This is a genomic window from Streptomyces sp. CB02366 (assembly GCF_001905905.1).
Taxonomy (GTDB): domain Bacteria; phylum Actinomycetota; class Actinomycetes; order Streptomycetales; family Streptomycetaceae; genus Streptomyces.
In genome coordinates, this window is sequence record NZ_LIVT01000013.1 from 134,718 (window position 1) to 159,237 (window position 24,520).

Annotated in this window: 17 protein-coding genes, 5 tRNA genes and 1 pseudogene; 10 read left to right on the top strand and 13 right to left on the bottom strand. The window is 71.2% G+C overall.

Annotated elements, in window-relative coordinates:
- The first annotated feature begins 59 nt into the window (after positions 1-59).
- Positions 60-776 carry an IclR family transcriptional regulator NdgR gene (gene ndgR / locus AMK24_RS27405; protein ID WP_026237628.1) on the top strand — a complete coding sequence of 239 codons (717 nt, stop codon included), beginning with the start codon at positions 60-62 and terminating at the stop codon, positions 774-776.
- 215 nt (positions 777-991) lie between these two features.
- On the opposite strand, the gene AMK24_RS27410 is transcribed toward ndgR, so the two are convergent.
- The 10 genes and pseudogenes from AMK24_RS27410 to AMK24_RS27455 form a co-directional block, all read right to left on the bottom strand.
- Positions 992-1,064 (bottom strand) — tRNA-Glu (locus AMK24_RS27410).
- Between the two features lie 20 nt (positions 1,065-1,084).
- A tRNA-Gln gene (locus AMK24_RS27415) sits at positions 1,085-1,156 on the bottom strand.
- Between the two features lie 12 nt (positions 1,157-1,168).
- A tRNA-Glu gene (locus AMK24_RS27420) sits at positions 1,169-1,241 on the bottom strand.
- Between the two features lie 60 nt (positions 1,242-1,301).
- A tRNA-Glu gene (locus AMK24_RS27425) sits at positions 1,302-1,374 on the bottom strand.
- 28 nt (positions 1,375-1,402) lie between these two features.
- A tRNA-Gln gene (locus AMK24_RS27430) sits at positions 1,403-1,474 on the bottom strand.
- An 87-nt stretch (positions 1,475-1,561) separates the two neighbouring features.
- On the bottom strand, positions 1,562-2,281 hold the full coding sequence (locus AMK24_RS27435) for an HAD family hydrolase (protein WP_073771579.1): 720 nt from the start codon (positions 2,279-2,281) through the stop codon (positions 1,562-1,564).
- Positions 2,282-2,381: 100 nt separating this feature from the next.
- Positions 2,382-2,574: pseudogene (locus tag AMK24_RS33400) on the bottom strand (glutamate--tRNA ligase); the annotation flags it as partial.
- 222 nt (positions 2,575-2,796) lie between these two features.
- On the bottom strand, positions 2,797-4,266 hold the full coding sequence (gltX, locus tag AMK24_RS27445) for a glutamate--tRNA ligase (protein ID WP_073771581.1): 1,470 nt from the start codon (positions 4,264-4,266) through the stop codon (positions 2,797-2,799).
- Between the two features lie 7 nt (positions 4,267-4,273).
- On the bottom strand, positions 4,274-5,059 hold the full coding sequence (locus AMK24_RS27450; protein ID WP_073771582.1) for a fumarylacetoacetate hydrolase family protein: 786 nt from the start codon (positions 5,057-5,059) through the stop codon (positions 4,274-4,276).
- A gap of 141 nt (positions 5,060-5,200) precedes the next feature.
- On the bottom strand, positions 5,201-5,383 hold the full coding sequence (locus tag AMK24_RS27455; RefSeq protein WP_073771583.1) for a hypothetical protein: 183 nt from the start codon (positions 5,381-5,383) through the stop codon (positions 5,201-5,203).
- 582 nt (positions 5,384-5,965) lie between these two features.
- Here AMK24_RS27455 and AMK24_RS27460 point away from each other — a divergent pair.
- The 8 genes from AMK24_RS27460 to AMK24_RS27495 all read left to right on the top strand — a co-directional run bounded on the left by AMK24_RS27460 (position 5,966) and on the right by AMK24_RS27495 (position 16,582).
- A complete protein-coding gene (locus tag AMK24_RS27460) occupies positions 5,966-9,733 on the top strand; it encodes a sensor histidine kinase (protein ID WP_079190654.1) in 3,768 nt (1,255 codons plus the stop codon).
- 9 nt (positions 9,734-9,742) lie between these two features.
- A complete protein-coding gene (locus AMK24_RS27465) occupies positions 9,743-10,156 on the top strand; it encodes a roadblock/LC7 domain-containing protein (RefSeq protein WP_006127850.1) in 414 nt (137 codons plus the stop codon).
- A 134-nt stretch (positions 10,157-10,290) separates the two neighbouring features.
- Positions 10,291-10,698, top strand: a complete 408-nt coding sequence (locus AMK24_RS27470; protein WP_003966010.1) for a DUF742 domain-containing protein — start codon at positions 10,291-10,293, stop codon at positions 10,696-10,698.
- The gene (locus AMK24_RS27475) at positions 10,679-11,260 is read left to right on the top strand and encodes a GTP-binding protein (RefSeq protein WP_073771585.1); all 582 of its coding nucleotides are present in this window, start codon (positions 10,679-10,681) and stop codon (positions 11,258-11,260) included. The genes AMK24_RS27470 and AMK24_RS27475 overlap by 20 nt, the downstream gene beginning before the upstream one ends.
- Before the next feature lie 361 nt (positions 11,261-11,621).
- The gene (locus AMK24_RS27480; protein WP_073771586.1) at positions 11,622-14,870 is read left to right on the top strand and encodes a sensor histidine kinase; all 3,249 of its coding nucleotides are present in this window, start codon (positions 11,622-11,624) and stop codon (positions 14,868-14,870) included.
- 10 nt (positions 14,871-14,880) lie between these two features.
- The gene (locus tag AMK24_RS27485; RefSeq protein ID WP_073771622.1) at positions 14,881-15,294 is read left to right on the top strand and encodes a roadblock/LC7 domain-containing protein; all 414 of its coding nucleotides are present in this window, start codon (positions 14,881-14,883) and stop codon (positions 15,292-15,294) included.
- A 90-nt stretch (positions 15,295-15,384) separates the two neighbouring features.
- Complete coding sequence (locus tag AMK24_RS27490) at positions 15,385-16,020, top strand: DUF742 domain-containing protein (RefSeq protein WP_073771587.1); 636 nt, start codon at positions 15,385-15,387, stop codon at positions 16,018-16,020.
- Positions 16,001-16,582, top strand: coding sequence for a GTP-binding protein (locus tag AMK24_RS27495; RefSeq protein ID WP_026165101.1), 582 nt, complete (start codon positions 16,001-16,003; stop codon positions 16,580-16,582). Before AMK24_RS27490 ends, AMK24_RS27495 begins: the two co-directional genes overlap by 20 nt.
- A 77-nt stretch (positions 16,583-16,659) precedes the next feature.
- Here the strand turns inward: AMK24_RS27495 and AMK24_RS27500 are convergent, their stop codons facing one another.
- The 3 genes from AMK24_RS27500 to AMK24_RS27510 all read right to left on the bottom strand — a co-directional run bounded on the left by AMK24_RS27500 (position 16,660) and on the right by AMK24_RS27510 (position 22,701).
- Positions 16,660-16,863, bottom strand: coding sequence for an acyl-CoA carboxylase subunit epsilon (locus AMK24_RS27500; RefSeq protein ID WP_018960133.1), 204 nt, complete (start codon positions 16,861-16,863; stop codon positions 16,660-16,662).
- 68 nt (positions 16,864-16,931) lie between these two features.
- A complete protein-coding gene (locus tag AMK24_RS27505; RefSeq protein ID WP_073771588.1) occupies positions 16,932-18,515 on the bottom strand; it encodes an acyl-CoA carboxylase subunit beta in 1,584 nt (527 codons plus the stop codon).
- A gap of 319 nt (positions 18,516-18,834) precedes the next feature.
- The gene (locus tag AMK24_RS27510; protein ID WP_073771589.1) at positions 18,835-22,701 is read right to left on the bottom strand and encodes an endo-alpha-N-acetylgalactosaminidase family protein; all 3,867 of its coding nucleotides are present in this window, start codon (positions 22,699-22,701) and stop codon (positions 18,835-18,837) included.
- A gap of 384 nt (positions 22,702-23,085) precedes the next feature.
- Between AMK24_RS27510 and AMK24_RS27515 the strand changes: the two genes are divergently transcribed.
- Positions 23,086-24,312 carry a glycoside hydrolase family 64 protein gene (locus tag AMK24_RS27515; protein WP_073771590.1) on the top strand — a complete coding sequence of 409 codons (1,227 nt, stop codon included), beginning with the start codon at positions 23,086-23,088 and terminating at the stop codon, positions 24,310-24,312.
- Positions 24,313-24,520: the final 208 nt, after the last annotated feature.

Below are 24,520 nucleotides of genomic sequence, written 5' to 3' on the forward strand. Positions count from 1 at the left end.
CGCAACTTCCTGGGAAAATTGAACTTGCGTTTCACAGAGTGAGACGGGAGTATCGTCGTATGGACAACTCTAGCGGCGTCGGCGTTCTCGACAAGGCGGCTCTGGTATTGAGCGCCCTGGAGTCCGGTCCGGCCACCCTCGCCGGGCTGGTCGCGGCGACCGGGCTCGCACGGCCCACGGCCCATCGACTGGCCGTGGCACTGGAACACCACCGCATGGTGGCGAGGGACATGCAGGGCCGGTTCATCCTCGGCCCCCGGCTGTCGGAACTGGCGGCCGCGGCCGGGGAGGACCGTCTGCTGGCCACGGCCGGACCGGTGCTCACCCACCTGCGCGACATCACCGGCGAGAGCGCGCAGCTCTACCGCCGGCAGGGCGACATGCGCATCTGCGTGGCGGCGGCGGAACGGCTGTCCGGACTGAGGGACACGGTGCCGGTCGGCTCCACGCTCACGATGAAGGCGGGCTCCTCCGCGCAGATCCTGATGGCCTGGGAGGAGCCGGAGCGACTGCACCGGGGCCTCCAGGGCGCCCGGTTCACGGCCACGGCCCTCTCCGGCGTACGGCGGCGGGGCTGGGCCCAGTCGATCGGTGAGCGCGAGCCGGGCGTCGCCTCGGTCTCCGCCCCGGTGCGCGGTCCCTCGAACCGGGTGGTCGCGGCGGTCTCGGTCTCCGGGCCGATCGAGCGGCTGACGCGCCATCCGGGCCGGATGCACGCCCAGGCGGTCATCGACTCGGCGGCCCGGCTGAGCGAGGCGCTGCGCCGCTCGGGCTGAGCCCGGCCGCACGCCGCACGGGCCCGACCGCCCGCGTACCGCCTCTCCCCCTTCCGGAAGGCCGCCCCAGCGCCGTGGCGGCCCCCTCTCCTCTCCCGCCCCTCCCCCGCGGAGCAACTGCGCCGCCCCGCGGACGACTTGGTACGGGCGTGGCGTTCGAGGCATACGAAAAGGCCCTCCACCGAGGTGAAGGGCCTTTCCTTACTGCTGTGTTGTACCCCCGACCGGATTCGAACCGGCGCTACTGCCGTGAGAGGGCAGCGTGCTAGGCCGCTACACAACGGGGGCGTGGTTACTGCTGACTTGCGCTGGGCTACCAGGACTCGAACCTAGAATGACGGTACCAGAAACCGTAGTGTTGCCAATTACACCATAGCCCATGGTGTGACAAGTACCCCCGACCGGATTCGAACCGGCGCTACTGCCGTGAGAGGGCAGCGTGCTAGGCCGCTACACAACGGGGGCCCTAGCGATCCTGCATCGAGAACGTGGGTGCGACCCAGATGTTCTCGCGGGAAGGATCTGTACCCCCGACCGGATTCGAACCGGCGCTACTGCCGTGAGAGGGCAGCGTGCTAGGCCGCTACACAACGGGGGCTTGTCCTGCTGGTCTTGCTCGTACTGCGCTGGGCTACCAGGACTCGAACCTAGAATGACGGTACCAGAAACCGTAGTGTTGCCAATTACACCATAGCCCACTGAAATGCAACCCCTTGAAGGGCTTCACTTCTGTTCGCGCTTCCCGTCCGGACCTTTCGGCCCGCTCGGGCGGCGCAGAAAGAACATTACCCGAAGGTGTCCGGCGCTCCAAAACGGGTATCGCCCGCCAGCAGCCCGGGGAGCTGGTCGAGCCCGGTGATCGTCACGAGATCGGGTCTGCCGCCCCTGCCCTGCCGGTCGAGCCAGATCCCGGTGAGCCCGGCGGCGACGGCCCCGCTCGCGTCGATGTCCGGCTCGTCGCCCACGTACGCCACCTCGTGCGGCTCCAGCGCGAGCGCCTCGCAGGCCGCGTGGAAGGCCCCGGCCTCCGGTTTGGGGATCCCGAGCTCCACGGCGCAGACCAGCGCCTCGAACCGGTCGCGGACGCCGAGCGTGGTCAGTTTGTGGTGCTGGTGACGGGTGGCGGCGTTGGACAGCAGCCCGTGCCGGTAGCCGCCGGCCAGCAGGTCGAGGACGGGCAGGACGTCCGGGAAGAGCGCCCACGCCGCCTCGTAGTGGGCGGCGTGGCGTCCGAACCACGCCTGCGCCTCGGCGTCCTCCAGGTCCCGCGAGAGGAATTCCCGCACCCGGTCCCGCCGCTGGCCGGGGAAGTCCGTCTCACCGGCGATCACCCGCGCCCAATGCCGTTCGCTCAGCGCCCGCCAGGCGTCGAGGGCCACGTCCACCGAGGCGTACGCCTCCGGCAGCCCCTCGCGCTCCAGGTGCTGCCGCATACCGGTGCGGTCGGCGCCGGTGTGGTCGAAGAGCGTGTCGTCGATGTCCCAGAGCACGGCACGGATCGGCATGGATCTCACGCTAACCGCCCGGCCGGGTACGAGGAGGGTGAACGGCGGGAAGGGCCGCAGCCGGCCGGCTGCGGCCCTTCCCCGGGGCGTCCCGCGCGCTCTACGCGGTCAGCTTGGCGAGCGCGGCGTCCACGCGGGCCAGGCTCCTGTCGCGGCCCAGGATCTCCAGGGACTCGAAGAGCGGCAGGCCGACGGTGCGGCCGGTGACGGCGACGCGCACCGGGGCCTGGGCCTTGCCGAGCTTGAGGCCGTGGGCCTCGCCGGCGGTGAGGACGGCGTTCTTCAGCGACTCCNCCGAGGCGTACGCCTCCGGCAGCCCCTCGCGCTCCAGGTGCTGCCGCATACCGGTGCGGTCGGCGCCGGTGTGGTCGAAGAGCGTGTCGTCGATGTCCCAGAGCACGGCACGGATCGGCATGGATCTCACGCTAACCGCCCGGCCGGGTACGAGGAGGGTGAACGGCGGGAAGGGCCGCAGCCGGCCGGCTGCGGCCCTTCCCCGGGGCGTCCCGCGCGCTCTACGCGGTCAGCTTGGCGAGCGCGGCGTCCACGCGGGCCAGGCTCCTGTCGCGGCCCAGGATCTCCAGGGACTCGAAGAGCGGCAGGCCGACGGTGCGGCCGGTGACGGCGACGCGCACCGGGGCCTGGGCCTTGCCGAGCTTGAGGCCGTGGGCCTCGCCGGCGGTGAGGACGGCGTTCTTCAGCGACTCCGGGTCGCTCCAGTCGGCCGCCTCCAGGTGGGCGCGGGCCGTGGTGAGCAGGGCCACCGGGTCGCCCTTCATCGCCTTGGTCCAGGACGCCTCGTCCTCCACCGGCTCGTCGAGGAAGAGGAAGTCGACGTTGTCGGTGATGTCGGAGAGGACCGTGACCCGGGTCTGGGCGTACGGGGCGATCCGGGTCCACTTCTCCGCGTCGAACGCCTCGGGGGCCCAGGGGGCGAAGGGCGCCTTCAGCCAGGGGCCGCACGCCTCGGTGAAGGTCTTCACGTCGAGCATGCGGATGTGCTCGGCGTTGATGTGCTCGCACTTCTTGAGGTCGAAGCGGGCCGGGTTGGCGTTGACGTCCCCGATGTCGAACGCGGCGACCAGCTCGTCCATCGAGAAGATGTCGCGGTCCTCCGCGATCGACCAGCCGAGCAGCGAGAGGTAGTTCAGCAGGCCCTCGGGGAGGAAGCCGCGCTCCCGGTAGAGGTTGAGGGAGGCCTGCGGGTCGCGCTTGGAGAGCTTCTTGTTGCCCTCGCCCATGACGTACGGCAGGTGGCCGAAGGCGGGGATGTCCTTGGCGACGCCCAGCTCGATGAGCGCCCGGTACAGGGCGATCTGGCGCGGGGTGGAGGAGAGCAGGTCCTCGCCGCGCAGGACGTGGGTGATCTCCATCAGGGCGTCGTCGACCGGGTTGACCAGCGTGTAGAGCGGGGCCCCGTTGGCGCGGACGATGCCGTAGTCCGGGACGTTCTCCGGCTGTACGGTGATCTCGCCGCGGACCAGGTCGGTGAAGGTGATGGCCTCGTCGGGCATCCGGAAGCGGACGATCGGGGTGCGGCCCTCGGCCTCGTACGCGGCCTTCCGCTCGGCGGTGAGGTCGCGGCAGTGGCCGTCGTAGCCGGAGGGCTTCCCGGCGGCGCGGGCGGCGTCGCGGCGGGTGTCCAGCTCCTCGGTGGTGCAGTAGCAGGGGTAGGCGTACCCGGCGGCGAGCAGCTTCTCGGCGACGTCCTTGTACAGGTCCATCCGCTGCGACTGGCGGTAGGGGGCGTGCGGGCCGCCGATCTCGGGGCCCTCGTCCCAGTCCAGGCCCAGCCAGCGCATCGAGTCGAGCAGCTGCTGGTAGGACTCCTCCGAATCGCGCGCCGCGTCGGTGTCCTCGATCCGGAAGACCAGGGTGCCCTGGTGGTGCCGGGCGAAGGCCCAGTTGAACAGCGCCGTCCGGACCAGGCCCACGTGGGGGTTGCCGGTCGGGGAGGGGCAGAAACGGACGCGGACAGGTGCCACTGGTGCGTTAACCACGCTTGATCACCTTGTTGGTGAGAGTGCCGATGCCTTCGATGGTGACGGCGACCTCGTCGCCGACGTGCAGGGGGCCGACCCCCGCGGGGGTGCCGGTGAGGATGACGTCGCCCGGGAGCAGCGTCATGGCCTCCGAGATGTGGACGACCAGGTCCTCGACGGAGCGGAGCATGTCGCTCGTGCGGCCGAGCTGGCGCTGTTCGCCGTTGACCGTCGCCTGGATGGTGAGGTCGTGGGGGTCCACGTCGGTCTCCACCCAGGGGCCCAGCGGGCAGGCGGTGTCGAAGCCCTTGGCGCGGGCCCACTGCTTCTCGCGCCGCTGCACGTCGCGGGCGGTGACGTCGTTGGCGCAGGTGTAGCCGAGGACGACGTCCTTGACGCGCTCGCGGGGGACCTCGCGGCACATGCGGCCGATGACCACGGCCAGCTCGGCCTCGTGGTGCAGCTCGTCGGAGAAGGAGGGGTACTCGATCGCGTCGCCGGAGCCGATCACCGAGGTGGTGGGCTTGAAGAAGGTGATCGGCGCTTCGGGGACCTCGTGGCCGAGTTCGGCGGCGTGCTCCGCGTAGTTGCGGCCGACGGCCACGACCTTGTTGGGGAGCACGGGGGGCAGCAGCCGGACCTTGTTCAGGGGGACCTTGGTGCCCGAGAGCTCGAAGTCGGCGTACGGGATGCCCTTGATGATGTCGAGGACGAGGTCACCGGATTCCACGGTGCCCTGCCCCTCGACGGCGCCGAAGGCGACATTGCCGTCGATGGAGAACCTGGCGATGCGCACGGGATGCTGTCGCCCCTCACTTGCTTGCTGGCTGAAGACTGACGCTCCAGGCTATCGCCTCGCCCGGCGCCCCTTCCGGGGCAAACCGGGTGGGGCGGGGCGTCGGCGCCGGCGAGGGGGCCGCCGCGCACCGGAGGGGGGCTACCGGGCGGGCGTGACCGGGGCTTCCATGAGGATGGTGCGGCGCGGGTTGGCCGTGACGTTCGGCAGTTCGGCGGCGTGCTCCGGAAGGGGCGGGGTCCGCAGCTCCGCGGCGTCCTGGAGGTGCGCCAGCGTGGTGCGCCGGGGGTTGGCGGTGTTGCGGAACATCGTCGTCGTCTTCATCTGCGGTCAGGACCCTGTCGGTGAGGGCGCGGCTCGTCGCGGCGCCGGCTTGTCGGATACGCCATCCCTGTAAAGCGTCAGGCTAAACATCCGATTCCCCGCCGAAGGGGGGAAGAGCCGACGATCATCGTGTGAGTTTGCTCACGAACTATTCGACAATCGCCCCATACCGGACAGCCGACCTTGATCCAGAAAACGGACATTGCAGCACTGAATCCACTATTCCGCTCCCGATCATCGCGACTGGGACACCCCTGGCACCCAGGTAAATCCTCCGTAATGGTCCACTTTGCCCATGATCGCGTTGCACTACTTGTCACCCGTTCATCACAACGGGTCACGCAGATCACGGCCCGATACACGGCCCTTGTTGGAGATCCTTCACTGTGCTGGAATTCCACGCACCGCCGCGGTTTCAAGGCCGGCGCGCAGGGCGCGATGCAGCGCCGAGTGGCGGCGGGAGGGGGAGTACGCCGGTCACTCACACGACCACCCATGGGGCGCGCCCAGCGCCCCACTACGCCGACACCGTTCTCGTCCGCACACGCGGTCGGAACGCCTGGTCCAGAGGTTGCGACGCTAGTGCAGGGACGTTTCAAGAGGGATGGCAGCGCTCCGGCGGAACAGGAGCCGCGCGGCGGGACCGACCGCGGTTCCTCGCCCCAGCACGCCCAGAACCCCGGGCCGGCCGCCGCCGGCGACAACGGCGACCGTGCGCAGCGCCCGGGCCCCGCGCCGTCCGAAGGAGCCGAGCCCGGCACTCCGGCGCCGGCCCGCGGCCCCATCGACACGGGCTCGCGCATAGCACTCCGCAACTGGCGCATCAGCACGCGCCTGGTCTCGCTCCTCGCCCTCCCCGTGGTCGCCGCGACCAGCCTGGGCGGGCTGCGGATCAACGAGTCCATGAACGACATGCAGCAGCTGGAGCACATGCAGCTGCTGACGAGGATGACCACGCAGGCGACCGCGCTCGCCCAGGCGCTCCAGGCGGAGCGCGACCAGTCGGCCGGTCCGCTGTCGAACAAGTCCAAGCCCACCGACTACAAGGTCACCGGGCCCCGCGACAAGACCGACCGCGCCAAGGACGCCTTCCTCAGCGACACCGACAGCATCGGCGACCCCGACGGCGACGAGTCGCTGGAGAGCATCCACGCGAGCGTCTCGTCGATCGCCTCCCAGCTCGGCAACATCCGTACGATCCGCAAGACGGCGTACGAAGAGGGCTCCCCGAGTCTCAACACGGTCGACCAGTACAACCAGCTGATCACCTCGCTGCTGAGCCTCTCGCAGGACATGGCGCAGGCGACCAGCAACCCGGACATGATCAAGCGGACCCGGGCCCTGGCGGCGTTCTCCTCCGCCAAGGAGTACGCCTCGGTCCAGCGCGCCATCATCGCCGCCGCGCTGCCCGGCGGTTCGGTCAAGGAACCGCACCTCAACCCGAACGACCGGCAGTTCGGCCGCAACGCGCTGGAGAAGGAATCCCGCGCCCTCCTGTCGTTCAAGCAGATCTACGCCTCGACCGGGGAGAGCGCCGAGGAGCTCCTGGCGCCCCTGGACAACGGCAACCCGGAGATCAACGCCGGGAACATGTACGCCAAGCGCATCCTGAGCACCACGAACGGGATCGAGGGCAAGCAGGTCCGGTCGTACCTGGACTGGTACGACCAGAGCACCATCAAGATCAAGGCCATGGAGACGATCGAGGCCACCCTCCTCAGCGACATGGAGGCCAAGGCCCGCGAGCTGCGCCAGGCGTCCCAGCGCGAGGCGATCGTCAACGGTGCGGTCATCCTCATCGTGCTCGGCGTCTCGCTCGTCGGCGCCTTCGTGGTGGCCCGCTCCATGATCCGGTCGCTGCGCCGCCTCCAGGACACCGCCACCCGCGTCGCCCAGGACCGGCTGCCCGAGCTCGTCAAGCAGCTCTCCGAGACCGACCCGCAGGACGTGGACACCTCCGTGGAGTCCGTCGGCGTGCACTCCCGGGACGAGATCGGCCAGGTGGCCGCGGCCTTCGACGACGTGCACCGCGAGGCCGTCCGCCTCGCCGCCGAGCAGGCCCTCCTCCGGGGCAACGTCAACGCGATGTTCACCAACCTCTCGCGGCGTTCCCAGGGCCTCATCCAGCGCCAGCTCTCGCTCATCTCCGAGCTGGAGTCCCGCGAGGCCGACCCGGACCAGCTCTCCTCGCTCTTCAAGCTCGACCACCTCGCGACCCGTATGCGCCGGAACGGCGAGAACCTCCTCGTCCTCGCGGGCGAGGAGCCGGGGCGCCGGTGGACCCGGCCCGTCCCGCTGGTCGACGTGCTCCGCGCCGCCGCCTCCGAGGTGGAGCAGTACGAGCGCATCGAGCTGTCCGCGGTGCCCGCCACCGAGGTCGCCGGCCGGGTCGTCAACGACCTCGTGCACCTGCTCGCCGAGCTGCTGGAGAACGCCACGTCGTTCTCCTCGCCGCAGACGAAGGTCAAGGTCACCGGTCACGCGCTGCCCGACGGCCGCGTCCTCGTGGAGATCCACGACACCGGCATCGGCCTCTCCCCCGAGGACCTCGCCGCGATCAACGAGCGGCTCGCCCAGCCGCCGACGGTGGACGTCTCCGTCTCCCGCCGCATGGGCCTCTTCGTGGTCGGCCGGCTCTCGCTGCGTCACGGCATCCGCATCCAGCTGCGCCCCTCCGACTCGGGCGGTACGACCGCGCTGGTCATGCTGCCGGTGGACGTCGCGCACGGCGGCAAGCAGCCCCCGTCCAAGCAGGGCCCCGGGCAGCAGCCCGGCGGCGCTCCGGGCGGCCTCCTCGCCGGCAACGGCGCGGGCAACGGCAACGGCCAGCGCACCGGCCTCGGCGGCGGTCCGGGCGCCAAGGGACTCGGCGGCGGCGCCCAGCGCGGCCAGGTCGGCTCCGGTTCCGGTCCCCGGGCGGCGCTGCCGTCCCGGGACGGCGGACCGGGGCGGCAGCAGGGCGGCCAGCCGAACACCGGCGGCCCGGCCCAGGACTTCCCGGCCCCGGGCCCGGCTCCCCAGCGTCAGGGCGGCGGCCTCGCCGGCGCCTTCGGCAACGGCGCCCGCTCCGGCGCGCGCGGCCAGAACGACGGGACCGCCCAGCCCAACCTGTTCGGCCACGGCGCACCGCCCTCCCCCGGGCAGAACGGCCGTACCGGCCCGTTCACGCCGCAGAACCAGCAGGGCCCGGCCGGCCGGCAGAGCCAGGCGAACCAGCAGGACCCCTCGGCCCAGCAGGGCCCCGGAGCGCGGCAGCCCCAGGGCCGGCCGGAGCAGGGCGGGTTCCCGCAGGCCGGCGGCCCCGGCCGCCAGCTGCCGCCGACCGGCGGTCCGCGCGCCGAGCTGCCCGGCGGCAACCCGCAGCCGCAGCGGCCCGCGGCCCCGAGCTGGGGCTCCGACACGCCGCGCGGTCACGAGGAGCACGACGCCACCGGGCAGTTCTCCCGCCCGTCCGGCCCCGGCCAGGGCCCGTTCGACTCCTCGCGGAGCCGGCGGCCGGCCGACGACTGGCCCATCGGCGACCAGCAGGGCCCGGGGGCGACCTCCGAGTTCGCCCTGCCCGACTTCTCGGCGCCGCAGGCGCCGCAGGACCGGTCGTACCAGCAGGGCCCCGGGCAGGGCCAGGACCCGGCGAGCACCGCGCAGTTCGCCCTGCCCGACTTCGGCGCCCCGCAGCAGCCGAACGGGAACCGGTCGAACCACGACCAGCAGGGCCAGGGCTCGTACGACCAGGGCCGGCAGCTGCCCGCGCCGCGTCCGCGCGGTCCGGAGGGCGACGGCAACGACTTCGGGTCGCCGCGCCCGGCCGCCTCCCCGGCGGGCGAGGCCCCGTACCGGCCCGCGCTGCCGCAGCAGCCGGAGGCCCTGCCGCCGGCCGGGCCCGGGGACGGTCGTACGCCGCTGTACGACACCCTGGAGACCAACTGGTTCCACGGTCCGGGCCAGGGCGGCCAGCAGCCCGCCGAGCCGCAGGCGCCGGTCGCCCCCGAGGCTCCCGGTACGCCGGTTCCGCCCATGCCGCAGCGCGGTGCGAACGACTCCTCGGCCACCAGTTCGTGGCGGGCCTCGCCCAACGACGAACTCGTACGCCAGGCCGAACGGGTCAAGAAGCCGGCCGCCGGCGGGGTCACCACTTCCGGGCTGCCCCGCCGCGTTCCCCGCGCCAATTTGGTTCCGGGGACGGCTCAGCAGCAGAATCACCAGTCCGGACCTCAGGTATCGCGTGCGCCCGATGACGTGCGCGGTCGTCTGACCAATCTCCGCCGGGGCATCCAGCAGGGTCGGCAGGCCAACAACGGCCCGCAGACCGGCAGTTTCCAACTCGGCCCCACTCACCAGCAGGAGCGTTAGTTGAGCCCCATGAGTCAGGCCGCGCAGAATCTGAACTGGCTGATCACCAACTTCGTGGACAACACCCCAGGGGTGTCCCACACGGTGGTGGTCTCCGCGGACGGCTTGCTGCTGGCGATGTCCGAAGGATTCCCGCGCGACCGCGCCGACCAGCTCGCCGCCGTGGCGTCGGGCCTCACCTCGCTGACCGCGGGCGCGTCCCGGATCTTCGAGGGCGGCGCCGTCAGTCAGACGGTTGTGGAGATGGAGCGGGGATTCCTCTTCCTCATGTCCATCTCCGACGGTTCGTCGCTGGCCGTCCTCGCCCACCCGGACGCCGACATCGGTCTGGTCGGGTACGAGATGGCCCTCCTGGTCGACCGTGCGGGCACCGTCCTCACGCCCGACCTCCGCGCCGAGCTCCAAGGCAGTCTGCTCCACTAGGCGGCCTTACAGCGGATTCACGACACGATCCCCCCAGGTAATGCCCACAACCCTCACCCGACAGGCCGCTTCAGCCCCTCACCGGCCCCTTGCAGACGGCAAGCCGAGAACCTGCCGTCACGCCCGGAGGATTCATGACCCCGCCACCCGCCTCACCCGATCCGTACGGCGCTCTGCACCACGCGTCGTACGACGGTGAAGGCGACCAGCCGCTGGTACGCCCCTACGCCATGACCGGCGGCCGGACCCGGCCGCGCTACCAGCTCGCGATAGAGGCACTGGTCAGCACCACGGCAGACCCCGCTCACCTGGGGACCCTGCTTCCCGAGCACCAGCGGATCTGCCACCTCTGCCGTGAGGTCAAGTCGGTGGCGGAGGTCTCGGCACTGCTGTCGATGCCGCTCGGCGTCGCCCGGATCCTGGTGGCGGACCTGGCGGAAGCCGGCATGGTGGCCATCCACCAGCCGGGCAACGGAGAGGCCGGCGGCGCGCCGGATGTGACACTGCTCGAAAGGGTGCTCAGTGGACTTCGCAAGCTCTAACGGCGGTTCGAACCGCGCCACCACCTCGGCGAAGATCGTGGTGGCGGGCGGCTTCGGCGTGGGCAAGACCACGTTCGTCGGAGCCGTGTCGGAGATCAACCCGCTGCGCACCGAAGCCGTGATGACGTCCGCCTCGGCGGGCATCGACGACCTGACCCACACCGGGGACAAGACCACCACCACGGTGGCCATGGACTTCGGCCGCATCACCCTGGACCAGGACCTGATCCTGTACCTCTTCGGCACCCCGGGCCAGGACCGCTTCTGGTTCATGTGGGACGACCTGGTCCGCGGCGCCATCGGCGCCGTCGTCCTCGTCGACACCCGCCGCCTCGCCGACTGCTTCCCCGCCGTCGACTACTTCGAGAACAGCGGACTCCCCTTCGTCATCGCCCTCAACGGCTTCGACGGACACCAGCCCTACACCCCCGACGAGGTCCGCGAAGCACTCCAGATCGGGCCCGACGCTCCCATCATCACCACCGACGCCCGCCACCGCGCGGACGCCAAGAGCGGTCTGATCACTCTGGTCGAGCACGCTCTGATGGCACGCCTGAAGTAGTTCTCCTACCAGGCACAAGTCGATAGCGGTGTACGGAAGTTGCCGTAGTCACACGGGGGCGGCCTGTGTCGTTTGACACGATCCGCCCCCGTGTTCATAACGTTTCGACAGAGAATTGACCGCACTCCGCCACCCGACGCATCCATTCGATGCCACTGCGCTCACATGAGCCCCGCCTTTTGGCGGGGCTCGTTCTTTATGCCCGTTTTATCTGAGGTCTGGGCCACTCGGAATGTGAGATTCCGAGTGTTTGGAACGGGACCGGTCCCCGTGCTGCAATGCGACGAACTCCCCAGTAGTACGGCCCTGAACGAATGAACCGGCACAGCGTAGGTGCCGACGCCGAGAGGTTGTTGGTCGAGTGAGGCGAAGCAACGAGGGCTCCGCGGCGCAGCCCGAGCGGGGCAACTTCACCCCGCCGTCGCGCGCCGAGACGCCCCGCGCGGAGGCGCCCGGCACGGCGTTCGCCGAGGGCGGCGGCTCCCACCGGCTGTCCCCGCGCAACTGGCGCGTGGCCACCCGGCTGAACGCGATCCTCCTCATCCCGGTGCTGGTCGGCCTCATCATGGGCGGTTTCCAGGTGAAGGGGTCCATCGACACCTGGGGCGAGGCCCAGGAGGCCGAGAAGATCGCGGTCGTCGTGCGCGCCGCCTCCCACTACGGCCAGGCGCTGCTGAACGAGCGGGACCTCACCGCCCAGCCCCTGCTCTCGGGCGACCGTGACGCCGACGTGGTCGAGGAGGCCCGCACCACCACGGACGAGGCGGCGCGGAAGTTCGGCGCCGCGGTGAAGGACCTGCCGTCCAAGCCGGGCCTGGAGCGCCGGCTGAAGCTGTTCCGGGGCGAGGAGCCCAAGCTCCCCGAGCTGCGCAAGGTCGCCTATTCGCAGGCTCTGGACCCGGTGAAGACCGAAGAGGGCTACGTCCAGATCCAGCACTCGCTGATGGAGTTCTCCAACGAGCTCGGTCTGGGCACCGGCAACATCACCAGCTACGGCCGTACCGTCTACGCGCTGGAGCTGTCCAAGGCCGCAGAATCGCTTCAGCGCTCGATCGGCATGCACCTCCTGGTCCGGCCGAGCAAGAAGCCGGGTACCTACGACGACCAGGTCAAGGCGTTCGGCTCGTACAACTACCTGGAGCAGATCGCCCTCGGGGAGTTCAACTCCGGCGGCACCCAGGCCGACGTCGACCGGCTCAAGCAGGTCATGGCGGGCAAGGCCGCCGAGGGCGCCAAGCAGCTCAAGGCCGCCAAGGCGCGGGCCGAGGCCGCCGGAGAGCCCTTCGTCGCCCCGCCCAGCATCGACGGCTCGGTCTTCGACGGCATGGCGCGGGAGATCGGCAAGGGGCAGGACCCCGAGGAGCTGGCGAAGAAGGGCATCACGCCCGAGACCTGGATGACCGCGGCGACCGCGAAGTTCGAGGGGTACGCCACCGTCGAGGACGAGCTGGTGACCAAGGCGGTGGACGAGGCCGCGAGCATCTCCGCCGACGCCAGGAACGACGCCGTCGTCAACGGCCTCATCGTCGTCATCGCGCTGCTCGCCGCGTTCGTCCTGGCCGGGCTCATGGCCCGCCAGATGAGCCGCTCGATGCGTCAGCTGCGGACCGCCGCCTTCTCCATCGCCGAGCAGCGGCTGCCCACCCTCGTCGACCAGCTCTCGCGGACCGACCCGGGCCGGGTCGACACCCGGGTGCAGCCGATCCCGATCACCACCCGGGACGAGATCGGCGAGGTGGCCCGCGCCTTCGACCAGGTGCACCGCGAGGCCGTCCGGCTCGCCGCCGAGCAGGCCATGCTGCGGGGCAACGTCAACGCGATCTTCACCAACCTCTCGCGCCGCAACCAGTCCCTCATCGAGGGCCAGCTGACCCTCATCACCGGCCTGGAGAACAACGAGGCCGACCCGGACCAGCTGGAGAGCCTCTTCAAGCTGGACCACCTGGCGACCCGCATGCGCCGCAACGGCGAGAACCTCCTCATCCTCGCCGGCGAGGAGCCCGGCCGCCGCTGGGACCAGCCGGTCCCCCTGGTCGACGTCCTGCGCGCCGCCTCCTCGGAGGTGGAGTCGTACGAGCGCGTCGAGCTGTCCGGCGTCCCCGAGGCCGAGATCCACGGCCGGTCCGTGACCGACCTCGTGCACCTGCTGGCCGAGCTGCTGGAGAACGCCACCACGTTCTCCTCGCCGCAGACCAAGGTCCGGGTCACCGCGACCCGGCTGCCCGACGGCCGCGTGATGATCGAGATCCACGACAAGGGCATCGGCCTCACCGCCGAGGACTTCGCCGACATCAACCACAAGCTGGCCAACCCGCCGACCGTGGACGCTGCGGTGTCGCAGCGCATGGGCCTCTTCGTGGTCGGCCGGCTGGCCGACCGGCACGGCATCCGGGTCCAGCTGCGCCCCTCGGGCGAACAGGCCGGCACCACCTCGCTGGTCATGCTCCCGGAGGCCATCACCCACGGTGGCGGCGGCGAACAGCACGGCGGACAGGGCGACTTCACCGTCTCCTCGATCATCCCCGAGCAGCAGGAGGCCTTCGAGGAGGCTCCGCAGCCGGCCGCGATGCGCACGGCGGCCGAGCTGGGCTTCGACGACTCGCGCTACGAGAGCCCGGCGGGCCCGGCCCAGCTGGACCCGGTCGGGCGCTCCCTGATGCGTGAGGAGCGCCGGGCGGCCCTGGAGGCCCAGACGGGCACGGGCGGCCCGTTCGGCGGCGACGCCCAGGAGCGGCCGGGCTACGCACCGGAGCCGTACGCGGGCGACCCGTACGCCGGGCAGCAGCAGCCGCAGCCGGGCTACGGCGGCGAACAGTACGGCCAGGACCCGTTCGGGCAGCAGCAGGCACAGCAGTACCAGGGCCCGTACGAGCAGCGGTACGGGGCCGAGGGCGGCTACGCGCAGCAGCAGGACGCCCACCCGCACCCGGATTCCCCGCACCGGGCGGAGGGTCACACGGAAGCGGCATATGCCGCTCCGGACGGTGGGCAGAGCCAGTACGCCGACCCGTACGCGACGTCCGCGGACCCGTCCCACCAGGACGACTGGCCCGTTCACAGCGGTTTCCAGAACACTTATGAGCCGATCGCCCCCGCCGAAGCGGAATCTGTCGCGAGCACGCCCGCGGAGCCTTCGGAGCGCGTAGGCTTCGATCGTCCGGGGACTGCCCCGGACGTCGGCCCCGAGTTGACCGAAGCCGGCCTGCCGCGCCGCGGCGGTCAGCAGCACTGGCAGCCCGGCGGCCGGGGGAACGACCGGCCCGCTCCGGCTCCGGCGACCGGTCCGGCTCCGGCGACCGGTCCGGAGCAGGAACCGCGGACCGACGGGGACGGTTCCGACGACTGGCGCTCGACCAACGACGAGCGCTGGGAGCGGGCCGAGAAGCTCCGCGAGCCGAAGGCGGGCGGAATCACCCCCTCCGGCCTCCCCCGGCGCGTGCCCAAGGCCAACCTGATCGAGGGCACGGCGGAGCAGACCCAGCAGGGCGGCCCACAGGTCTCCCGCGCCCCCGAGGACGTCCGCGGCAGGTTGAGCAACCTGCGGCGGGGGATCCAGCGGGGACGCAGCGCGGGGTCGGACAGCAGTACCACCTACAACCAGGAGCGTTAGTGTGAGCCCGATGAGCCAGGCGGCGCAGAATCTCAACTGGTTGATCACCAACTTCGTGGACAACACCCCCGGGGTGTCGCACACGGTGGTGGTCTCCGCCGACGGACTCCTGCTGGCGATGTCCGAGGGGTTCCCGCGCGACCGCGCCGACCAGTTGGCGGCCGTCGCCTCCGGTCTGACGTCGTTGACCGCGGGCGCCTCGCGGATCTTCGAGGGCGGCGCCGTGAATCAGACCGTTGTGGAGATGGAGCGTGGATTCCTCTTCATCATGTCCATCTCCGACGGGTCCTCGCTCGCCGTTCTGGCCCACCCGGACGCCGACATCGGTCTGGTCGGGTACGAAATGGCCCTTCTGGTGGACCGCGCGGGCGGCGTCCTGACTCCGGACCTCCGCGCCGAACTCCAGGGAAGTCTTCTTAACTAGTAGACAGACAGTGCGTTTCTCGCCACCGCGCCATACAGTGCGGTGGCGCGGCCCCACTGGGATCGGCGACCGGCAGTCGGAGGAGGAAACGTGGCAGCACCCACAGGCGGGCACCCCTACAACGGTGACCAGAGCGTTCCGGGTGAGCACGGCGACAACCGTTTCGGCTTCCCTGCCGTACCCGGTGGCCAGGGCGCCGGGCAGTATCAGCCATATCAGCAGCCGCAGCAGGCCCAGGGCGGTCACGGCGTCCCGGGGTCCGAGTGGCCTCCGCAGCAGCCGGGGGCGGGGTGGCCGCAGCAACAGCGGCACCACGCGCCCCCGCCGCCGCGCATTCAGCCGGTGCAGCAGCGGCAGGCTCCCGAGCCCGCCCAGCCCGCCGCGCACAACCCGCTGGTCCGTCCGTACGCCATGACCGGCGGCCGGACCCGGCCGCGGTACCAGCTCGCCATCGAGGCGCTGGTCAGCACCACGGCCGATCCGTCCCGGCTGCAGGGGCAGTTGCCCGAGCACCAGCGGATCTGCCGGCTCTGCATCGAGATCAAGTCGGTCGCCGAGATCTCGGCCCTTCTCTCGATCCCCCTCGGCGTTGCCCGGATCCTCGTCGCCGACTTGGCCGAGGCCGGACTCGTCGCCATCCATCAGCCCGGCGGCGACGAGGCCGCCGGCGGCCAGCCAGATGTGACACTGCTCGAAAGGGTGCTCAGTGGACTTCGCAAGCTCTAGCGGCGGAGCGGCCCGCTCCACTACCTCGGCGAAGATCGTGGTGGCAGGGGGCTTCGGCGTGGGTAAGACCACGTTTGTCGGTGCCGTGTCGGAGATCAACCCGCTGCGCACCGAAGCCGTGATGACGTCCGCCTCGGCGGGCATCGACGACCTGACCCACACCGGGGACAAGACCACCACCACGGTGGCCATGGACTTCGGCCGCATCACCCTGGACCAGGACCTGATCCTGTACCTCTTCGGCACCCCGGGCCAGGACCGCTTCTGGTTCATGTGGGACGACCTGGTCCGCGGCGCCATCGGCGCCGTCGTCCTCGTCGACACCCGCCGCCTCGCCGACTGCTTCCCCGCCGTCGACTACTTCGAGAACAGCGGACTCCCCTTCGTCATCGCCCTCAACGGCTTCGACGGACACCAGCCCTACACCCCCGACGAGGTCCGCGAAGCACTCCAGATCGGGCCCGACGCTCCCATCATCACCACCGACGCCCGCCACCGCGCGGACGCCAAGAGCGCGCTCATCACGCTGGTCGAGCACGCCCTGATGGCACGTCTGCGCTAGGACCTCGCACGCCGTATGCGGAAGGGCCCCGCACTCCTCGGAGTGCGGGGCCCTTCCGCATACGGCGTGCGAGGGGGTCAGCCCTGCCAGCTGTGCGGGGCGCGGAAGCCCGGCGTGCGCTCCAGGCGGCGCCAGCCGGCGGTGTCCCGGCCGCGGTGGGCGGGGGCGGCGGGCCGGGCGGCGGCGCGGGCCATCAGGACGGCGGTGATGGCCGCCAGCTCCTCGGGGTCGGCGTGACCCTTCTCGACGCGCAGGACGGACTCGGCGGACGTCAGGCTCATGGCGGGGTGTCTCCGTCTTCTCGGCAGGATGTCGTGGACCGTGCGGCGCGTCGCGCCGCGGCGGGCGACTACTGCGGGGGGTTGCCGTGCTTGCGGGACGGCAGGTCGGCGTGCTTGTTGCGGAGCATGGCGAGCGAGGCGATGAGCACCTCGCGGGTCTCGGCGGGGTCGATGACGTCGTCGACGAGGCCGCGCTCGGCCGCGTAGTAGGGGTGCATCAGCTCGGCCTTGTACTCCTTGACCATGCGGGTGCGCATGGCCTCGGGGTCCTCGGCCTCGGCGATCTGGCGGCGGAAGATGACGTTGGCCGCGCCCTCGGCGCCCATCACGGCGATCTCGTTGGTGGGCCAGGCGTAGGTCAGGTCGGCTCCGATGGACTGGCTGTCCATGACGATGTACGCGCCTCCGTAGGCCTTCCGCAGGATCAGCGAGATCCGCGGCACGGTGGCGTTGCAGTAGGCGTACAGGAGTTTGGCGCCGTGGCGGATGATCCCACCGTGCTCCTGGTCGACGCCCGGAAGGAAGCCGGGGACGTCCAGAAGGGTGATGATCGGGATGTTGAACGCGTCGCACATCTGGACGAAGCGAGCGGCCTTCTCGGACGCCTCGATGTCGAGCACGCCCGCCAGCGCCTGCGGCTGGTTGGCGACGATGCCGACGACCTGGCCGTCGAGGCGGGCCAGGGCGCAGATGATGTTGCGGGCCCAGCGCTCGTGGATCTCCAGGTAGTCGCCGTCGTCGACGAGCTCCTCGATCACCTTGTGCATGTCGTACGGGCGGTTGCCGTCGGCCGGGACCAGGTCCAGCAGGACGTCGCCGCGCCGGTCGGCGGGGTCGTCGCTCTCGACCGTCGGCGGGTTCTCGCGGTTGTTGGACGGCAGCATCCCGATGAGGTAGCGGACCTCCGCGATGCAGGTCTCCTCGTCGTCGTACGCGAAGTGGCAGACGCCGGAGGTCTCGGCGTGGACGTCCGCGCCGCCGAGGCCGTTCTGGGTGATCTCCTCGCCGGTGACCGCCTTGACGACGTCGGGTCCGGTGATGAACATCTGCGAGGTCTCGCGGACCATGAACACGAAGTCGGTGAGGGCGGGGCTGTAGGCCGCGCCGCCCGCGCAGGGGCCGAGCATCACGCTGATCTGCGGGATGACGCCGGAGGCCCGGGTGTTGCGCTGGAAGATGCCGCCGTAGCCGGCGAGCGCGGAGACGCCTTCCTGGATACGGGCGCCGGCGCCGTCGTTCAGCGAGACCAGCGGCGCTCCGGCCGAGATGGCCATGTCCATGATCTTGTGGATCTTCGTGGCGTGGGCCTCGCCCAGCGCCCCGCCGAAGATCCGGAAGTCGTGCGCGTAGACGAAGACCGTGCGGCCCTCGACCGTGCCCCAGCCGGTGATGACGCCGTCGGTGTAGGGCTTCTTCGCCTCCAGGCCGAAGCCGGTCGCCCGGTGCCGGCGCAGCTGCTCGACCTCCTTGAACGAACCCGGGTCCAGCAGCAGCTCGATCCGCTCCCGCGCGGTCAGCTTGCCCTTGGCGTGCTGCGCCTCGGTCGCCCGCTCGCTCGGTCCGCGCCGCGCCTGCTCGCGCAGGGCCAGCAGTTCGGCCACCCGGCCTCGGGCGTCGCTCGACTCACCCTGGGTCTCGTCCACAACGGTCATGCATCGACCCTACGAACCCGGCCAAGAATCCGCGCCGTCGATTCCGTACAGTCTCCTGCCCGGTTTCGTGGTGGGAGTGAACAGAACCCTGTCGCCGTGCAGGCGATCCACCAGCGAAACGCCGCTCCGCGTTATGGGAATCCCACAAAGCGATCTGTGCGGTGGGCCACACCGCACGGAAGGAGCGGCGCGTCCTCCCCGCCGGACCCCGCGCCGCCGGGGCCACGTGCGGCAGGGGCGGCCCCCGCACGGGAGCCGCCCCTGCCGCGCCACCGGCCGGGCTACCGGGCCGGGATGGCGTCCGTATCGACGGTCGTTCTCAACTTCCGCAGTGGAAGCGGGCGTTGCCCCAGTCCGCGTGGTCGTTGCCGTTGCCGTCGCCGCCGTCCTGGACGATCAGCTCGACGTACTTCGCGCCGCTGACGTCGGCGGTGAGCTTCCAGGCGGCGTCGGCCGCGCCCAGCACGGGCGACGACACCTTCTCCGCACCGTCCGCGGCGACCGAGAAGCGGACGCTGCCGCGGCTCGTCTGGACGTCGTCCACTCCTACCTCGGCGGTGAAGGAGGTGCACTTCCCGCCCAGGTAGTAGCGGATCCTCGCCGGGGCGTGCGTGCCCAGGCCCTTGTCGTAGGCGACGCCGCCGATCTTCAGCGGGCCGCCGTCGCCGGACCCGGCCTCCCCGTTGGACCGGTCGCGCTCGACCGGACCCCAGCCGTTCTGCGAGGACGTCCACTCCAGGTCACCGGCCCAGCTGTCCCGGGTGGGCGGCGGCGGAAGGGTGCGGACGGAGGTGGCCGCGCCGAGCGTGCGCCCGGCTCCCCGGACGGCGTACGCGGCCTTCGCCTCCAGCGCGTACGTGCCGTAGGGGGTGTCCACCGGCGGGGTGACGCGCCAGCTTCCGGTGACCTTCGCGCCCGGGGCGACCGCGTCGAAGTCGACCGGGCCCACCGGTTCGGCCTGCCAGCCCTCGGGCACGGTGAGCGCGAGCTTCACGCCGGTGGCGGGGGCCGCCTCGTCGTTGCCGAAGGTCGCCTTCACGGTGTTCGGGACGCCCGGCTCCAGCGTCTCGGCCCCGGCGCTCACGCCGAGCGTGCCGCAGACGGCCTCTTCCCCGGCGGGAGCGGGCCCGAGGTCGGTGACGGTGAAGCCGTCGAGCACGAAGTCCGCGCCGTCGGGTGCGCCGGAGAGCTTGCGCAGCCCGGTCCAGGTGTCGCCGCAGCCCGCGGTCAGCGTCCGGCTGAAGCGGCCGGTGGTGCGCTGCTGCCCGATCGGGGTGGCCCGGGTCTCGGTGGAGACGGCCTTGCCGCCGGCGGCCCGGTCGTAGCCCTCCACCCAGCTGTACGCGCCCGCGTGGCTGGACTGGTAGTCGAACTCGACCCGGTAGCGGTGGCCGTCCTTCATCGGGACGGTCCAGGGCGCGGTGCGGTAGACGAGTCCGGTGTTCTCCTCGTGGGACTTCAGGGACTCCTTGCCGCCGAGCACGTCGTCGATCAGCTTCCCGTTCCAGCCGGACTGGGTGTACGGGGCGTGGAGCTGGGAGATGCTGGTGCGGGGGTCGGTGGAGCCGCCCGCGTCGCCCTTGAGGAAGGGGCCCCAGCCCTGGTCGACGGCCTCGAAGTCCTCGTACGCCGACGTGCCGGCGCGGGGCGCGGGGGCGTTCTCGACGATCCGTACGTCATCGGCGCGGACCTTCGCCGCGGAGCCGGCCGCCGCCTCGATCCGCAGAGTGGTGCGGCCGTTCGCGGGGGCGGTGAAGTTCACCTTGGCCCGCTGGAAGTAGGTGCCGTGCCAGTCGGACGCGGCGACGTAGTCCTTCGCCGTGGAGCGCTCGACGGCGACCGACTTCCCGCCCGCGCCGAGCACCGTGCGCCGGCTCGCGCCGGGCTCGACCTCGATGAGCGCCGAGGCGGTGTACCGCTTGCCGGGCTTGAGGCCGGTGACGGTCTGGGAGAGGGCCGCCGTGCCCGTACCGGAGAGCGCCGCGCTGTTGCGGCCCTGGTCGTCGGTGTCGCGGACGACCGTGCCGGTCTTCGTCCAGCCCTTCAGACCGCGGTCGTTGAAGCCGGGGTCCTCGACGCCGGCGCCGTGGCCCCAGTCGGCCCGGGCCTCCTTCGGCGCGCGGCCGGGGTAGAGGACGTACGCCTGTCCGGCGTCGGCGGTCAGCGTGATCCTCCCGTTCGCGGGCCGGACGTCGGCGACCTTCTCGCGGCCGTTGTCGGTCAGCTTGTAGAGGGTGTAGGCGCCCTTGCCGGGCACCTCCCAGGTGCTGGTCCCACCGGTCTCGCTGTAGTGGTAGAGCTTCTTCCCGCCGTCCCACGGCAGCAGGTAGTCGGTGCCGCTGAGCACCTTGCGGCCCTGGTCGTAGAAGGTCCGTTCGCCGTTCTCGACCGTGCCGCGCACCCCGCCGGTGAAGGTGATGTCGTTGCCGTCCCAGCGGGTGATCCTCTGCTGCTGGAGGTACTTGGCGGGGAGGTTCTTCTGCCAGATGTTGGCGGTGAAGGCGTTCCAGTCGGTCTCGCCGGTCCAGCCCTCGAAGTCCTCCAGGGCGGTCTGGCCGAGGACCGGGTGGTTGTTCCAGACGTCCTTCTCGCCGTTGCGGATGAACCGGATGATCTGCGAGTTCAGACCCTTGTTGGTGGCCCCGCCGTAGTTGAGGTCGTTGGCCCAGTGCGACCAGAGGGAGGCGCGTTCGAACTTGTCGGCCCACTCGGTGCCGACGGTCCAGCCCTGCTTCTGCACCGCCTGGATCGTCTTGTCGGCGATCCAGCCGTGGGTGTAGTAGACGTCGATGTAGAGGAAGTCGAGGTTGTCGTCGGTCTCGTCGCGCAGCTGCTGGAAGCGCTTGGCCAGGTCGCCGCTGTTGATGTCGCGGCGCTGGTCGATGTAGTAGCTCTGGTTGAGCCAGTTCCAGCCGGGCCTGGTCTTGTCGACGAGCTGTTCGGAGAAGGCGTTGGCCTCCGGGTAGGACTCGGTGGCGTTGACGTGGACGCCGAAGTCGGCGCCCCACTTCTCGCCCTGCCGGAGCAGGGTGTTGAGGTCCTTCAGCCCGCCGGCCCGCTTGTTGTAGTTGCCGCCGTAGTCGGGGTGGGCGGAGTCGTGGCCCTCGGAGCCGTATCCCTTGAGGACGGCGAGCTGACCGAGGCCGTCGGTGGCCTTCGAGACGCGCTTGACGTCGTCCAGGGTGCGCAGGAAGGGGTGGGTGGCCTGGCTGGCGAAGTTGAACGGGATGTGGGTGACGACCCGGTCGGGGGTGTCCTCGCTGCCGGGGGCGGTGACGCCGATCGAGCGGAAGGCGACGGCCCCGTCCTGCCAGTCGACGGCCTTGTCGCCGTTGGCGTCGGGAGTGACGACGACCTTGGCCCACGGCAGGTTCTCGCCGCTCTCGGGCTTCGGCGCGCCCTCGCCCCGGTAGGTCCACTGGCCGGACCAGACGCCGACCCGGACGCCGCCGTCCTCGGTGCGCGCCTGGTGCCAGAAGCGGGCGTCGTCGCCGCCGGTGGCCCCGGAGGGCTTGTCGTACGAGGAGTTGGATTCGATCGCGGCGGCCAGTGAGCCGGTGTTGAGGATCGCGTAACTGGCCCCGACGGGCGCGGGGTCGGGCTCGGTCCCGCCGGTGACCTTCGCGAAGACGTCGGCGGTGCGGGTGGAGTCCGGGTCGAGCTTCGTGAACGCGGTGGCGGCCCCGGCCTCGGCGGAGCCGACCGAGATCAGGTCGTGGCCGGGGATGTCGATGGTGCCGACCCGGAAGGCGGCGGTGTCGCGGACGGCGGTCACCTTAAACGTGGTGGCCCGCCCGGAGACGGTGAGCGAGGCGTCGATCTCGACGCCCGGCAGCGAGTCGAAGACGAGGGTGTAGCGGGCGGCGGACCGGCTGAACTCCGGCTCGCCCTTGAGCTTCACCGGGTGGGCGGTCCCGTTGAGGGTGACGGCGGTGACCGGCCGGACGCTGCCGAGCAGCTGTGCGCCGCTCGCCCGGTCGGTGTACGACAGGACGCGCGGGAAGTCGTCGGCGACGGCGACGGCGAGCCGGTCGGAGCCGATGACGGCGGACCCGGCGGCCCGAGCCGCCCCGGCCGAGGAGGGGGACGGGTCGGCGGCCGCGGCGGGGAGGGCGGCCCCCACGAGCGACAGAACGGCTGCGGAGGCCGCGGCGACCAGGCCGGGGCGAGGGAATCTTGACGACATGGCCCCTTGAGTAGTCGCCGCGTCCGGACACCGTCAACGGACATCGCCTCCGGGGGCCGACTCCGTCCAACAACCCCGGTGCGTTAGTCCAAGTCGGCGCGGTGGGGGCGGTGGGACGGGCCTCGGCGGCGGCTCGTTCACCTCTTGGCGGGGGCGACGGCGGGGCGGTCACGGTTCGCACCCGCCCGGTTCCGGCAAGTCCCGCTTCGAGACGTCGAGTTGTGAAGACCCGGAGAGAATGAGAGCGCTCTCAGTCACATCTCTTGACGCTCTCGCCGGGCCTGGCGAGAGTGGTGCGCACCGCAGGCCCCCCACCACGGCCCGCACCTCTTCGCGCACCTCCCACCGTCCGCCTGCGCCCCCCACCACCTCGGGAGTCTCTTCGTGATCTCACGCCGAACGTTCCTGACCGGCGCCGCCGCATCGGCCGCGGCGCTCACGTACCCCGCCTGGGGCGCCACCCTGGGCCCGCGCGCCTCGGCGGCCCCGGCGACCTGCGAACTGGCCCTGGAGAACAGGTCGCTGCCGGGCACGGTGCACGCGTATGTGACCGGCCACGAGCCGGGCACCGGCCGCTGGGTGCTGCTCAAGCCGGGCGGCGGCGTCTACCGCCCCGACTCCCCCGGCGCCCCGCAGACCCCGCTGCCCGTCGACTGCGCCATCCCGCTCAAGGGCGCGGGCGCGGGCCCGGTCGTGCTGACCCTGCCGCAGATGTACGGGGCGCGGGTCTACTTCGTCCGCGACGACAAGCTGGACTTCTACCTGAATCCGGGCCCCTCGCTGGTGGAGCCGGCGTTCGCGACGCCCACGGACCCGAACTACGGGCGCACCTGGTCGTTCTGCGAGTTCACCTTCAACACCGAGCAGCTGTACTCCAACATCAGCTACGTGGACCTGGTCACCGCCCTCCCGATCGGCATCAGGCTGGAGGGCGACGCGACGCACACGGTGGCCCCGCTGCCGGACGGCGCGGTACAGCGGATCGCGGACGACCTGGCGGCCCAGGCCGCCGCCGACGGGCAGCCGTGGGACAGGCTGATCACCCGGGGCGGGGACGGCGGCGTCCTGCGGGTCGTCTCACCGCAGAACATCATGGCCCCGTACTTCGACCGGCCCGCCGAGATGCCTTTCCGGGACCTGTTCACCGCGCAGATCGACGAGGTCTGGGAGAAGTACCGCTCGGAGGAGCTTCGCATCGACCTCCAGGGCGGCCGGGGCGCCCTGGCGGGCCGGGTCAGCGGGGATGTCCTGACCTTCCAGGGCGGCCACACGTTCACCAAGCCGGAGTCCAGGGACGTCTTCACCTGCAACCACGGACCGTTCACCAACAACCCCGGCGACAGCGACGACAAGAAGGCGATCCTGGCCCGGCTGGCGGCGGGCTTCAACCGCTCGATCATGCTGAGCCACCCGAGCCAGCCGAACGGCACGTCCACGGGGGACTACTACCGGACGGCGGTGACCAACCACTGGTCCCGGGTGGTCCACGCGAACAGCCCGATCGGCTACGCGTTCCCGTACGACGACGTCCGCCCGGACGGCGAGCCGGACGTCTCGGGCGCGGCGCACGACGGGAACCCGCGCCGCTTCACGGTGAGCGTGGGGTCGTGACGCCCGGCCGTCGGGCAGACCGGTAGGCGGTCCGCCCCCGCCGCCCACCGGCGGGGGCGCCCACGCGTCCGGCGGGGCCCACGGGCCCCCGCCCGTCCGGCGGGCCCCCGCGCCTCCGGACACCACCGGGCGTTCCGGCATCCGATACCTCATCAATTGTCATCCTGTGTGGCGTTCTTGACTTCGTCCCACGGCCCCGGGACGGTGC